Annotated in this window: 13 protein-coding genes and 1 tRNA gene; 6 read left to right on the forward strand and 8 right to left on the reverse strand. The window is 33.5% G+C overall.

The window, feature by feature from the left end; all coding sequences use genetic code 11:
• The first annotated feature begins 126 nt into the window (after nucleotides 1-126).
• The 4 genes from RT261_RS08705 to RT261_RS08720 all read left to right on the forward strand — a co-directional run bounded on the left by RT261_RS08705 (nucleotide 127) and on the right by RT261_RS08720 (nucleotide 6058).
• Entirely contained in the window at nucleotides 127-2439 is a 2313-nt protein-coding gene (locus tag RT261_RS08705; RefSeq protein WP_313131846.1) for a glycoside hydrolase family 65 protein, read from the forward strand.
• A gap of 15 nt (nucleotides 2440-2454) precedes the next feature.
• Complete coding sequence (locus RT261_RS08710; RefSeq protein WP_313131848.1) at nucleotides 2455-3477, forward strand: DMT family transporter; 1023 nt, start codon at nucleotides 2455-2457, stop codon at nucleotides 3475-3477.
• A 351-nt stretch (nucleotides 3478-3828) separates the two neighbouring features.
• Entirely contained in the window at nucleotides 3829-4830 is a 1002-nt protein-coding gene (locus RT261_RS08715; protein WP_313131850.1) for a LacI family DNA-binding transcriptional regulator, read from the forward strand.
• A gap of 361 nt (nucleotides 4831-5191) precedes the next feature.
• On the forward strand, nucleotides 5192-6058 hold the full coding sequence (locus RT261_RS08720) for a hypothetical protein (protein WP_313131852.1): 867 nt from the start codon (nucleotides 5192-5194) through the stop codon (nucleotides 6056-6058).
• A gap of 135 nt (nucleotides 6059-6193) precedes the next feature.
• Here RT261_RS08720 and RT261_RS08725 read toward each other — a convergent pair whose 3' ends face one another.
• From RT261_RS08725 to RT261_RS08745, 6 genes are all read right to left on the reverse strand, one after another.
• Nucleotides 6194-6766, reverse strand: a complete 573-nt coding sequence (locus RT261_RS08725) for a class I SAM-dependent methyltransferase (protein ID WP_313131855.1) — start codon at nucleotides 6764-6766, stop codon at nucleotides 6194-6196.
• A gap of 186 nt (nucleotides 6767-6952) precedes the next feature.
• Nucleotides 6953-7954 carry a helix-turn-helix transcriptional regulator gene (locus tag RT261_RS08730; protein ID WP_313131857.1) on the reverse strand — a complete coding sequence of 334 codons (1002 nt, stop codon included), beginning with the start codon at nucleotides 7952-7954 and terminating at the stop codon, nucleotides 6953-6955.
• A 248-nt stretch (nucleotides 7955-8202) separates the two neighbouring features.
• Nucleotides 8203-8574 carry a hypothetical protein gene (locus tag RT261_RS08735; RefSeq protein ID WP_313131859.1) on the reverse strand — a complete coding sequence of 124 codons (372 nt, stop codon included), beginning with the start codon at nucleotides 8572-8574 and terminating at the stop codon, nucleotides 8203-8205.
• A gap of 32 nt (nucleotides 8575-8606) precedes the next feature.
• Nucleotides 8607-9011: a histidine phosphatase family protein gene (locus RT261_RS21145; protein WP_442871770.1), complete on the reverse strand. Its 405-nt coding sequence runs from the start codon at nucleotides 9009-9011 to the stop codon at nucleotides 8607-8609.
• A gap of 84 nt (nucleotides 9012-9095) precedes the next feature.
• Nucleotides 9096-9716 carry an AAA family ATPase gene (locus RT261_RS08740; RefSeq protein ID WP_313131862.1) on the reverse strand — a complete coding sequence of 207 codons (621 nt, stop codon included), beginning with the start codon at nucleotides 9714-9716 and terminating at the stop codon, nucleotides 9096-9098.
• Between the two features lie 255 nt (nucleotides 9717-9971).
• On the reverse strand, nucleotides 9972-10364 hold the full coding sequence (locus tag RT261_RS08745) for a nucleoside 2-deoxyribosyltransferase (RefSeq protein WP_313131864.1): 393 nt from the start codon (nucleotides 10362-10364) through the stop codon (nucleotides 9972-9974).
• A gap of 716 nt (nucleotides 10365-11080) precedes the next feature.
• On the opposite strand from RT261_RS08745, the gene RT261_RS08750 reads away from it, so the two are divergent.
• Complete coding sequence (locus RT261_RS08750; protein WP_313131865.1) at nucleotides 11081-11641, forward strand: flavin reductase family protein; 561 nt, start codon at nucleotides 11081-11083, stop codon at nucleotides 11639-11641.
• A gap of 152 nt (nucleotides 11642-11793) precedes the next feature.
• Here the strand turns inward: RT261_RS08750 and RT261_RS08755 are convergent.
• Nucleotides 11794-11865, reverse strand: a tRNA-Gly gene (locus tag RT261_RS08755).
• Between the two features lie 129 nt (nucleotides 11866-11994).
• Between RT261_RS08755 and RT261_RS08760 the strand changes: the two genes are divergently transcribed.
• The gene (locus RT261_RS08760; RefSeq protein ID WP_313131867.1) at nucleotides 11995-12126 is read left to right on the forward strand and encodes a hypothetical protein; all 132 of its coding nucleotides are present in this window, start codon (nucleotides 11995-11997) and stop codon (nucleotides 12124-12126) included.
• 94 nt (nucleotides 12127-12220) lie between these two features.
• Here the strand turns inward: RT261_RS08760 and RT261_RS08765 are convergent, their stop codons facing one another.
• On the reverse strand, nucleotides 12221-12997 hold the full coding sequence (locus tag RT261_RS08765) for an endonuclease/exonuclease/phosphatase family protein (RefSeq protein ID WP_313131869.1): 777 nt from the start codon (nucleotides 12995-12997) through the stop codon (nucleotides 12221-12223).
• Nucleotides 12998-13046: the final 49 nt, after the last annotated feature.

Genomic DNA, 13046 nt, shown 5'->3' on the forward strand with positions numbered 1-13046 from the left:
CTAAATTTTGAAATGCAAAATACAGAATCATTTTTTGAACAGGATGAGGAAGGAAGATTATTTGAATTAAGAAGTATTTTGCAAAGTAATCTTCCTTCAATTAAAATAAAGTAAGGAGCAGAGAAGATGATTAAAGAGAGATTTTCAGAAAGATTAAGTAAGATGCTCAGTTCCGATGATTGGATGATTTTACAGGATAAATACGAACCGGAAGAAAATCTGAAATTTGAGAGTTTATTCAACTTATCCAATGGATATCTGGGTATACGGGGAAGCCACGAAGAAGGAACCAAAATTACACTTCCCTATTTATACATCAATGGTGTATTTGATAAGTCGGAAACCTTTATGCGTGAACTAGCCACACTGCCTAATTGGCTTGGAATTAAACTTTATGTAGAAAAAGAGCTGATTGGAATTGAAGATTGTGAGATTTTAGATTTTTCAAGAGCTTTGGATATGAAACATGCACTATTGGCTAAGCGTGTATTACTTCGTGATAAGCAGGGCAGAGAAACCCTGATAGAGGGAATCCGCTTTGTCAGCCGGGCAAATGTACATCGGATGGGAATTAAGCTATATGTAACTCCTATGAACTACAGCGGAATTATTGAGGTGGAAAGTATCGTTGACGGAACAATAATCAACTTTTATGATGCGCCCCGTTTTAAAGTAAAACATACGTATATGACATCAAATGAGAAACTGGATGGAAATGGTACTTATATAGAAATGGCAACAAGGGATAATCATCTGCACATAGGTACTGGATGTCATATTGAAGCTTATAAAGATGGAAAAGATATTTTAAAAAACAGAATGTTCAATGCCTTTGGTGAACAGGCGGTAGAATTCTCCGATTTCGATGCAGTGGAAGGTGAAACAGTAGAAATAGTGAAGTATGTATCCATGTACACGGAACGTGATGTGGCAAAATATGCTCTTCATACAAGTGTAAAAGAAGAAGTGGATCATTTCCTTCACACTGGCTTTGAAGAAGAATTGACTGCACATAAAGCCGTTTATGAAGATATGTGGAAAGCGGCGGACATTCGAATTGAAGGTGATTTTGAACTGGATCGTGCCATCCGTTTTAATATTTTTCATCTGATGAGTACGGGAAATGAACGTGATGACCGGGTAAATGTTGGTGCAAAGCTGCTTTCCGGAGAAGAATACGGAGGTCATGCTTTCTGGGATACCGAGTTGTTTATGCTTCCATTTTTCTCATATGTTTTCCCTAAAACGGCGCGGAATCTGGAGACTTACCGTTACCGTTTGCTGGATGCAGCAAGAGCAAATGCTGGGAAAAACGGATATCAGGGTGCACAGTATCCATGGGAATCTGCGGATGACGGTACGGAGCAGTGTCCGGATTGGACTATCGAACCGGATGGAACCTGTTATCGCTGCTATGTAGCGGTCTACGAGCATCATGTAACAGCAGCTGTTGCCTATGGTGTATGCAACTATGTGAAAATTACAAATGACTTGAATTTCTTATTCAACAAAGGTGCTGAAATCTTAACAGAAACAGCAAGATTCTGGGCAAGCCGCTGCGAATATGTGGCAGAGAAAGACCGTTATGAAATCAATCAGGTAACCGGTCCCGATGAATGGCATGAACCGGTAAACAACAACTTATATACCAACTATTTAGCGAAATGGAATTTACGTTATGTGATTTCCTTAATTGATATTCTGAAGAAAGATCACACGGGAGAATATCATATACTGATTGAAAAGACAGGCTTGACTCAGGAAGAAATTATTAAGTGGCAGGATGTTCAGGAAAAGATGTATCTTCCAAGAAAGGAAGGTACCAGTCTTTTAGAGCAGTTTGAAGGCTATTTTGAATTGGAGAATGTAATAATTGAAAAATACGATGAGAATGATTGGCCAGTTCGTCCGGAAGCATTGAAAAATAGAAGGGCGCGAGAGACCCAGATTATCAAACAGGCTGATGTTGTTATGTTACTTCATTTAATGGGTGAAGAATTTGATGAAGAAACGAAAAAATTAAATTATTCTTACTATGAGAAACGTACTCTTCACGGCTCTTCCTTAAGTCCAAGTATTTATGCTATAATGGGACTTAAAGTAGGTGATAATTCCAAAGCATACCGTTACCTGCGCCGTGCGGCATTCATTGACTTGCTAAATCTCCAGAGGAATACCAGAGAAGGCATTCATGCTGCTAATACGGGTGGTGTATGGCAGACAGTTGTATTTGGATTTGCAGGAGTTGCTATTGAAGAAGAGGGTATATTATCTATTCGACCGAATATGCCAAAAGAATGGGAAGGCTTGACTTTCCGTATTCATTATCTGAATTCATGGTTGGAGATAAGCATTAGTGCAGATAACAGCGCCTCGGTAAAAGTTTTAGAAGGAGATTCTATAACAGTAAGAATTAATGGAGAAACAGTAGAAGTATAAGAGGAGGACACATTCATGAAGAACAAACTTGCAATCGGCGGTCTTATATTAGTAACCATTATATGGGGCGGCGGTTTTGTTGCGAGTGATATGGCATTAGAGAGTATGGGTCCGTTTCAAATTATGGCAGTACGATTTCTGTTAGCAACGGTTTTGATGGGTTTAATCAGCATCAAATCCTTTGAAAGGAAATCACCTCATGAGAAATCCACTAAAGGGAAATCATTTGAAAGAAAATCCTTCGAAAGAAAATCATTTGAAAGAAAATCCCTTCAAGAGAAAACCATTCAAGGTAAATCCCTTAAAGGGAAATCCCTTAAAGGGAAATCCCTTAAAGGGATTGAAAAAGCAGAGGTATTGGCAGGGGGACTCATGGGAGTCGCCCTCTTTACCGGTTTTGCATTTCAGATCGTGGGGCTGCAATATACAACTCCATCCAAGAATGCATTTTTAACTGCGTTAAATGTGGTAATAGTGCCGTTTATTTCATTTTTAATTTTAAAAAAGAAAATTGGGGTAAAAGGTGTGATTGGTGCTTTGATGTCAGTGGCGGGAGTTGCCCTTTTGTCTCTGGACAGTAATTTTTCCCTGGGTCTTGGAGACGGACTGACTCTTATCTGTGCCTTTGGTTTCGCATTTCAGATATTTCTAACAAGTGAATTTGTTAAAAAATATCGTGCTACGGTATTAAATTTTATTCAGATGGCAACCGCTTTTCTATTGTCGGTAGTGTGTCTGGTTGCTAATGGAGAAACGAACTTTCAGGTCACCACCAAAGGCTGGCTCAGTGTACTGTATTTAGGTATTATCAGCACAACAGTCTGTTACCTGCTTCAAACTGCCAGTCAAAAATATGTGGATGAAACAAAAGCCGCAATTATTTTATCTATGGAGTCCGTCTTCGGAACCATATTTTCGATTATTATACTGCATGAAATCATTACACTGCGAATGGTAATCGGCAGTGCAGTTATATTATCGGCGGTGATTATATCGAATTTGTCAGAAGTACAGGAACAGACGGAAGAAACAACGTGATAACATTAACAGAAAACTTTCTAACCTTATTATCCCTACGTAAATTGTCACAATCAATGTACACATTTGGGACTTGTAAAAGAAAACAGAAAAAGGTATAGTAAAGGTGTGATTTTTACTAACATATCTATGGCGATTTCCATCTTATTCAACTAAAGTAAAGTTGCGTAATCCCAGGTATACATAATAGTGTGATACTAATCAGATATGTTAAAATAAAATAAGATAGGTGAAATACTAATCTCTATTAAAACCTTACTAAAAATCCCTGCAAAAATCCATAAATTCAAGATTTTTACAAGGATTTTTAGAGGTTTTATAATCGAGATAAGTATAAGGAAGGATAGAATAGTGGCAACAATTAAAGAAATAGCTGAAATGGCAGGTGTTTCTGCTGCAACAGTATCCCGAGTCCTTAATTTCGATGATACATTGAATGTACAGGATGAGACTAAGCAAAGAGTGTTTGAAGCTGCGGAACGGCTAGAATACCAAGTAAAGAATAAGAAGAGAAGTAAAAAGAAATTAAGGATGGGAATGTTATCCTCATATTCTCTGGAAGAAGAACTGGAGGATACTTTTTATCTGTCGGTACGCATTGCAATTGAAAGAAAAATAGAGGAAGAAGGCTTCAAAAAGGTTCTTGTTAACATAAAAGATTCAGTGGAAAGTGTATCCAATCTGGATGGGCTGATTTGTCTCGGAACATTCAGTGAATCTATGGTAAACAAGGTGAAAGCCTTTAATAAGCCTGCCGTGTTTGTTGATACAATTGGTGATTTAGATTTATTTGATTCCATAGTAACCGATTTGAAGCATTCTGTGAAAAATGTGCTGAATTATTTTTTACAGGAAGGACATAAGAAGATTGCTTTCATCGGTGGCCGGGATGTGGATGCTGATGGAAAAGAAGTGGTGGATATGAGAGTTCCTATCTTCCAATCCTATATGGAAGAAAAGGGCTTATTAAATGAGGACTATATTAAGATCGGAGGCTACACGCCAAAGCAAGGGTATCGTCTGGGAAAAGAGCTGGTGTCGATGGAATCAAGGCCTACTGCTATTTTTGCAGCGAATGATTCTCTGGCTGTTGGATGCTATAAAGCAATACAGGAAGCAGGGCTTAGAATTCCGGAGGATATCAGTGTGATAGGGTTTAATGATATATCTATTGCAAAGTACTTGGTTCCTCCCCTTACAACGGTTCATATTTATATGGACTTTATGGGCTCTCAGGCGGTGAATATGCTTTCTGAGAGAATCTACTCTAACCGTGAAATCAGTATGCATGTTTCAATACCTACTAAGTTGATGATTCGGGGAAGTGTCAGCAAATGGGAGGGAGAAAGCTAAGAAATATTTTAAATAGCAAATGATTCTCTGGCTATTGGAAAAAATATAAGCGGATAAATGGATATTATAATTCAGTTTATCCGCTTTAATGTATTCGTTCACAATAAAATTACGGAGACCCTATGACAATCCATTCATTAATCACGTATTTTTCTTTTTAAAGTAGGCATAAGGAAAAAAGAATCCCAAAGAAACACCTAATATAATTTTATTCAAGGATATTCCAAACATCTCAAATATTAATTGAAGAAGAATATTAAATAAATATTCTAATTTACCATAAGCTATATACAGCAATGATCAATGTTTAAAGGTAATTTGGATTACGGGAAGTGTATGTGTATCTAACCCTAGTTTTGAATTGAAGGTACTGGATAATCTGTATCAAAATTTTTCATATGAAGGGGTTAGAATTGACACAGAAAAATGGGATACAGAAGGTATAATATATGATTTAGGGTACTTACTTGACAAATATTTATTAAAGAAAAATAATGTCAAATGGAAAAATATAAAAAGTGTCAGATTTGATACAATATACAAGGAAAATAATGATATAAAAAAGACTGCATACAAAGCAATAGGAATATATTTTGGTATTGTATTTGGATTATCTGTTAATATATCATTTTATAAAATTCAAATTAAGATAATAATATTTCTCTTTTGTATATATGCAATAATGGCAGTAGTTGCTTACTTGGTTAAGCCAATACGATTTGGCTTAATGAGTACAGTTTATTTTAAATGTGGTTATTTTGTGGAATATTGCAATAAGATTAAATATGAAGTTGGTACAATAACACCAACATCAGATTGGTACATGTTTATACATTCTTTGGAATGTATTTTGTATTTTTATAAAATTGCAATTAATAAAAGTGATCAAGAAGATGTGAATATTGAAAAAAAGATTATAGAATATATTGTAAGTCGGAATCAAGACGGAAATTGTGATTTATTGTTAAGCTTATTATTATATCTGAAATTTGAGAAAAACGATAACATACATACATGGGATGGAATACATAGGATAATTGTAGAAAAAATTTGTTGCCCGATTTTTGTAAATCCAAACAGTATACAGTATCAAATAGCTAATTCTGTTATATGCGATATTAATAGAGATACAAATGGAGATAAAAATAGTAATATAACATCCAATCAGCTTGAACTTAAAAATGAAAAATTTTTTAAATTTTGTAAGTGTATAAAAGACATTAGCTGACCTTCTAGCAGATATAAAGATTGCTTTTTATATCGGGAAGTAATCTTTATATCTGAGTAATAAGATAAATGAAATGTGTTTATTAGTCTTTTAAAATCATTGGTAAATCCATTTGAAAATACACATGTCAATATCTTAATAATCAAAAATTTCCCCCGAACTTTTCAATTTCTTGTGAGCGTCAATAATAATTGAAACCATGCCTAGTTTACCGTCGTTGTTTCTAGTATCAAATCGTAATGACCTTCCAATAAATCCTTGCTCAGGATCCCAGTAATTAAAGTGAAATCGTCCATCTTTGTCACAATACTCAAGCAAATCTACTAAAAAACCAGCAGCTTCGAAAACCTTTATTAAAGATTTATAGTCGTAAAAAACTTTATGACTATATGCAGGATGATCTACTGGACCTGGGCCACCTGGCTTACACATATTTTGGTACCATTCGTTTTGAAAATTAATATCTGGAACGGCTAATCGAATATACCCATTAGGTTTTAAAAACTTGTAAAGATTTTTTCCGGCTTCTATACCTTCTTCGTAGCTTAAATGTTCAAATACATGTTCAGCTAAAAAAGCATCAACAGATTCTACCTGTTCAAAAAGCTTATAATAATCTTCGATTTTTAATAAATTGAGTTCATTTTCTTGGGTCGCAATCCATCCATCATAAGCAGTTTTACCTGCCCCTATAATAATCTTTTTCATATCATAATCGCCCTTTCAATATTTAATTACTTTTTGAGTTTATAGTATCACGTTGATTAAAATAAATAAACTTAATATCCATAAATCTAGATGGAGTAGTGTACATATTATAATACATCTACAGCAAAAAATCCCTTAAAATCAAGGGATTTTAAAAAGTAGGAGATAGGTTTCGATTTTTCAAAATTATTTCTGCTTAAGCCATTCTTCTACCAGTTTGTAGTATTCATTATTAGGATCTCCATTCTCATAATAAAATTCTAATTTCTGTACATAAATGATTTGTCCATCAACATAAACTGGCTCCGCATTCCTGTAAAGACATTCATCGGTATCATCATCGGGGGAGCCTTTATAAAACATACATCGAATTTTCATTCCTTCGAATGTTACATCAAAAAATTTAAATCCAGTAAAGGTGCTTTTTGCGTTACCATCATAATTAAAGAAATTTTTTATTATATCTTCTTCATTCCATTTAAAAGTCAGGCAGATTTTTTCAAGTTTAAATTCAAGCCCATGTGCAAATATCATAGTTTTACCATCCACTTTAAATTTGATTTTTTCATGATTAAGTTTCCTTGCTATGGATAGTAGGATTTCCCAGTCCCTTTTTTGCTGCATATCTTTTAAACAGATGTGATATTCATATCTAGGATTTTCCATAGATATTCCTCCTTTATATTTAGTAATTTCATCATAACAATAAAGGGGATTCTTTTCTTGTTCGGGGGAATTTTGTTTTGTCAGTAATGCATTATCGCTATTTAATGCTTCTTCCCATCCACCATGTATTTCAAATTTTATCAGTAATGGATTGAACACTTTGATTTCTGGATATGTCCTTCTAACAAAACTTGGCGGAAATCCATGAAAACGTGTAAATGCTTTGGTAAATGCCTCAGGTGTTTCATATCCATATTTATAAGCAAGGTCTATTATAGGTATATTAGAAATCATAAGCTCTTTTCCGGCAAGTGAAAGCCGCCGGTTCCGTACGTATTCCATTATAGTCATGTTGCAAACAATCTTAAATAAGCTATTAAGAGTAGAAACGCTTAGAAAAAATTGTCCTGCAATATTAGATGGTGTTACTATTTTAAGAATGTTGTCTTCAATATAGTCTATAATTTTCTGTACCGTATCAATCGAAATTGTATTTATATTCTTATTTGATTCTTTTGACATATTATATTTCCTCCTAAAAGTAGTACTATCATTATAACTATACTTAGGTTGGTATTCCTGTCCGTAAAATTTTAAGTTTGTCAGTTATACTGTACCATATGATATAAACATAGAAGGTGCATGAACTGCAAATAATTCGTTTTATTTTTTCTAACAAAATCGTTTATTTCTTTTTCTCATTCATATTGACGAATTGCCTCCTGATCTGTAAGTCCACATTTGCATAAACTATCAATAATTTCTTGCTTTTAGCCCGTTTCATTATCCCCACCTCCTGTCAAAAATGAGGTTAGATGCTTTTCATGCTCAGTAGCATTAACTTGCGGATTTACAAATTGAACACAATAATTTATACGTATTCTGACATTAGAAAGTCCTAATTTCTGCATTAATACTGGAATTTTTATTCCAATACATCGGTCTATATTATTTTTCCTGTTTTCTTCAACCCAAAGTTTTTGTAATATTCCGAGATTGCAATGACGGTTTGTATCAATACCATCAATATAAAATGCCGCATTAGTTACATTCCAATTAATTTCGCTGCAAATTACAAGACCATTGACTTTGGGTGAATAAATCATTTTTCTTAAAATATCAGATGGGTTTGGTATGTGCACATAATCTTGCCTTATATATGAAGCTACCTCAATTACATTTCTTCCAAATACGAAACTTCATTTAACGTTTTTACTTGAAACTTAGCAAGTTCTTTATTATAGTCTAAAATATTTAAGCTTGTGTTTCCAATATCAAAGCAAATTCTTTCAGTTAATGGAATGTGTAAAATTTTACACATAACTGATTTTATACATGCGTTATGTGTTATGATTGCAACTTCATTATGTACACTATTCCCTATTTCAATAAGCGCTTGATACGCTCTTTGCTGAACACTAAAACAACTTTCTATGCCATGGCCTGCTTCAAACGTAGGGTCTTGTTCCCACTTAGTAACCAGTTCGCCGTATATTGCCTTATTTTCGGCAATTGTGCGCCCTTCCCAAACCCTGCATACACAAATACTGATAAATAGGAGGTTTGCGGCTTCTGTTATTTATCTGCACACATACTTGTACAATTGAATGTGTGCGTTTTGCTGTTAAAGTTTATTCCTGCATATCGTTAATTATACTTGCTTTTATTTATATAATTCAAAATGTGATTCAATCTTATGGGACATTTCAACAAGTGATGTGCGTTCATCTCTCATGAATTGTTTAATTCCATATACAGATGTGTCGTCACAAAAAGAATTACAAGCAACTTCTTTTCTTAGATTTATTCTACGTTCTTTTTCTTCTAATGTTATATTGGTTGTACTCAGAATACTATTTAGAAGTGGTTTATGGTCATCTCTATTGAAAAATTCGTTCTTAATTATTTCTTTACTAACAGTTAAATATACAACTCTTTTTTTATTTACAATTTGACTAATCAAACTCAAATCCAAAATCCCATCAAATAGAATTAAGTCATAATTGCCTGAAAGATTATTAAGGTCAGACAAAATAAAGGGAGTTTGTTCAGAAATAACACCTTTTTCCCACTCTATCATATCTTTAATAGACCATTCATAAAAATTCGATGTATCCTTTGTCATGTAAGGATGTTTCGATGAATCTGCAAGTTTAAAATAATCAAAACGTCTATTATCACCACTAAAGTAAAACATGTTATATTTCTTTGCTAATATATTGCCAACAGTTGTTTTTCCGGAACACGGAAGACCTAGCATAAAATAAATATTATCATTTAGCAAAATGGGTTACCTCCAAATAATATAATGTTGATTAAATATCTCACTTTACATTTATTTCGTTATGCAATAGTCATCATTCTAAAGCTGAACGTCGGTATAATAATACTTTTTAACTATTTCTTTCATAAACTCATCAATAATACTTTTCATAATAATTAATTTGAATATTTTTATATTACACTTTTTTCATATTATAAAGTCAATGGGGGGTGGAAAAATGTAGTATATTAACTTCGCATTATGCTCATAATCTTACTATAATTTTAGCAACTCACTTGCAATATCTTCTGTATTTCCAATAAGTTGATTTACTTGTGAAAGCCAATAAAATGTTGATGTATTATCATCGCATTTAAAGTATGTATCATCATGGTGACATAAGTAAACTTTTTTGTTTAATGCTATTGCTATACCTAATTCCGTATGAGTTCCTCTACCCTGCGGAGTTAATATTATTACAACATCAGACTGCTTTATCCCTTCATATTCCTTTTCGCCAATAGACTTTAGTGCTTCTACGTCTGTTTCTTTCACTGGGCAATGTAATGTCCAATCATAAGTATGCTCCCAACCAGCATTTTTTAGCAGACGTGAAAGGTTACGCACTTGTTCATAATTTATAAGACTTGAAGCAATATAAAAATTCATTTTTATCCTCCAATTTATATAAATAATCTTGCTATTAATTTTAATAAAATATATAGCCTTATGCTAACTTTAAAGCAATAAAAAAGCAAGTGATAATGTTAAATTATACTTTGCTATTTTTCTATAAAAAGTGTACACTTTTTTCCCGAAGTGCAGTAAATTTACACTTTCTAATCAACATTTATACTTTTCTATTTTACCAGATTATAACGGTAACTCGTCCAGTTTTTCTATCCAACGGCTAAACGGTTAATAATGTCATTTTTTTCGATATCATTGAATGAATAATAGTATATTAAAATTGTAGTCATGGCGAAAGGAGAAAACAAAACATACAAAACATGTAGAAATAATAAACAAATGAAACAAACAGCATCCCGCACACATTATTTTTAGAAACAAAAAAAGAAAAGCTTAATTTTATTAGCTTTCTGCCCTTTCCAATTAAGCGTGAGACGGGATTCGAACATTACTGGCCCTTCGCGAACCCTACAAAAATAAGGAGAAAAGCACACCGTCTACCAAATGTCTACAGTCTGTCTACAACTGTTTTATTGGAAAAATATTGTTTATAAATATTGATGTTATTATATATAAGTGATATGATTCAAAGGATAGACATATTTTGTCTAGCCAAGCGATGATACACTGTCGTTAGGAAATGCGAACTAACGATTATTTATATATTTCTTTTAATAAAAGGAGATGAAAAAGAGATGAACAAGAGAAAATCTATGGGAATTCAACATTCCATGTGTGTACAACCAGCTTTTCTAATTGGTACTTATGATGAGGATGGTAATGTTAATTTTGCCCCAATAACCTGGGTAAGCGTTACTTGTGACGCTGACCACTATATGCTTGTAATAAGTATGTTTGGTACAAAGAAAACAAAGCAAAATGTAATAAAGACAAAACAACTATCAGCAAATCTTGTGAGTACAAATATGCTATATTTAATGGATTATTTCGGAAGTAACTCTGGTCATAATGGGATAAAGGACAAGAAGTCATATGACTACAGCAATGGTGAAATCTTACATGTACCTACACTTGACATAAGTAAATGGGTATATGAATGCGAAGTTAAAACGATTGTACATACAGGAGATTCCGACACTTTTTTCTGCGATATTAAGAATGTTCAAATTGATAATGATATAGATATATCTGATGGAATTGATTTGACGCTATTTGATCCAGTTGTATATTCAGGACAATATCATTCCATAGGTAAACATTTAGGGAAAATCGGTGATTACATTAAAGAGGATTAGCTTCACATCAGGGATATATAGAACCCAAGATGCATTTTTCGGTATCAACACAATTTTAGAATGCTAGGACTACGATAACAAAATAGTAGTGTACATATGGTGCATATATCATACTCAACAAAAAAATCCCTTGAAAATCAAGGGATTTCGTAAGCGCGAGACGGGATTCGAACCCGCGACCCTCGCCTTGGCAAGGCGATACTCCACCACTGAGCCACTCGCGCATATGTAATTTTGTTGGCTTTGTATTTTGCAAGCACGTGTTATAATATACCATATACCAATGTGCTTGTCAATAATAAATCAATAAATTATTTTGGTTTATTTATCCAGTAAAATTGGGAGATGGAAGAGTGGTAACAGCAAGACTTGCCGGAAATATTACTAAATTTAATCCGGCTGTTACAGACTTGCTAACATTATGGTTTAAAAACAAATCTGCAACAGCCGTTATTATTAGTTATAATGCAAACAAAACATGTTAAAAAGAAGCTTAATACTGAATATCCAGTAATCAATTCGATAGATTGATATTACTCTACATAACCAGATTACGATACGGTTCTTTAAACATTAAACTTACATATTCTCCAATACTACACTAACAGGATAATGATCGGATAAATAAACACCATTTTCATAATCCGTCCACATCTCACGTTTACTGCATTCCAAACCGGAAGAAACTATAATATAATCTATCTTTTCAGGCGGAATCATTCTACCATAATCATGAAACGTTCCTTCCATTCCGGCAGTAAGATCCTTTAATAACTCACTTTTCTCAATAAGTTGTATTTCAGGGGAGTCGGGATAACCGTTAAAATCTCCGGTTAATATCATTTCAATTGTTCCATATCCAGTTTGCTCTTTTTGTTCCACTACCTTTTTCATGTGCTTCAATATTTGCTCCATACCAAGTATTCTTGCTTCGCTTCCCTCATGATCCAAGTGAGTATTTAAAAGATAGTATAATTTTTCTGTCTCTAAATCCTGCAAGAATAACTCCGTAACCGATCTTGGACACATACTTTGTTTTTCATATCTGGTTCCGGGTGTCTCCGGTGTCAATGACAACCAAAAAGTATTCATAGATATTAACTGAAACTTTTCTTTCTTAATTGCCACAGTATTTTGCTCACCTTTTAAGTCTTTTTCCCTGCCACAGCCAAGGATGTAATAATCTTTTAAATTCTCTTTCAGCCAACCGGCTACATGTGGTAATACTTCCTGAAAACAAACAATGTCTGCATTTTCTTTATTTAATTTCTTTAAAATGAAATCTTTTCTGTTTTGAAAATTGTTATCACCATCCTGATTGTAATCACAACGGATGTTAAATGTTACCACCTTCATAGGTTCTACCTCACTTTTGAAATTAAAAATAATTTTACTTTCATATAAA

The sequence above is a fragment of the Anaerocolumna sp. genome (assembly GCF_032079385.1).
Taxonomy (GTDB): domain Bacteria; phylum Bacillota; class Clostridia; order Lachnospirales; family Lachnospiraceae; genus Anaerocolumna.

Excerpts from the sequence above, each read along its gene's own strand:
- RT261_RS08725 (WP_313131855.1), bottom strand. The coding sequence starts at position 6,766 with ATGAAAAAGATTATTATAGGGGCAGGTAAAACTGCTTATGATGGATGG.
- RT261_RS08745 (WP_313131864.1), bottom strand. The coding sequence starts at position 10,364 with ATGAATTTTTATATTGCTTCAAGTCTTATAAATTATGAACAAGTGCGT.
- RT261_RS08705 (WP_313131846.1), top strand. The coding sequence starts at position 127 with ATGATTAAAGAGAGATTTTCAGAAAGATTAAGTAAGATGCTCAGTTCC.
- RT261_RS08765 (WP_313131869.1), bottom strand. The coding sequence starts at position 12,997 with ATGAAGGTGGTAACATTTAACATCCGTTGTGATTACAATCAGGATGGT.
- RT261_RS08750 (WP_313131865.1), top strand. The coding sequence starts at position 11,081 with ATGAACAAGAGAAAATCTATGGGAATTCAACATTCCATGTGTGTACAA.
- RT261_RS08710 (WP_313131848.1), top strand. The coding sequence starts at position 2,455 with ATGAAGAACAAACTTGCAATCGGCGGTCTTATATTAGTAACCATTATA.
- RT261_RS08730 (WP_313131857.1), bottom strand. The coding sequence starts at position 7,954 with ATGTCAAAAGAATCAAATAAGAATATAAATACAATTTCGATTGATACG.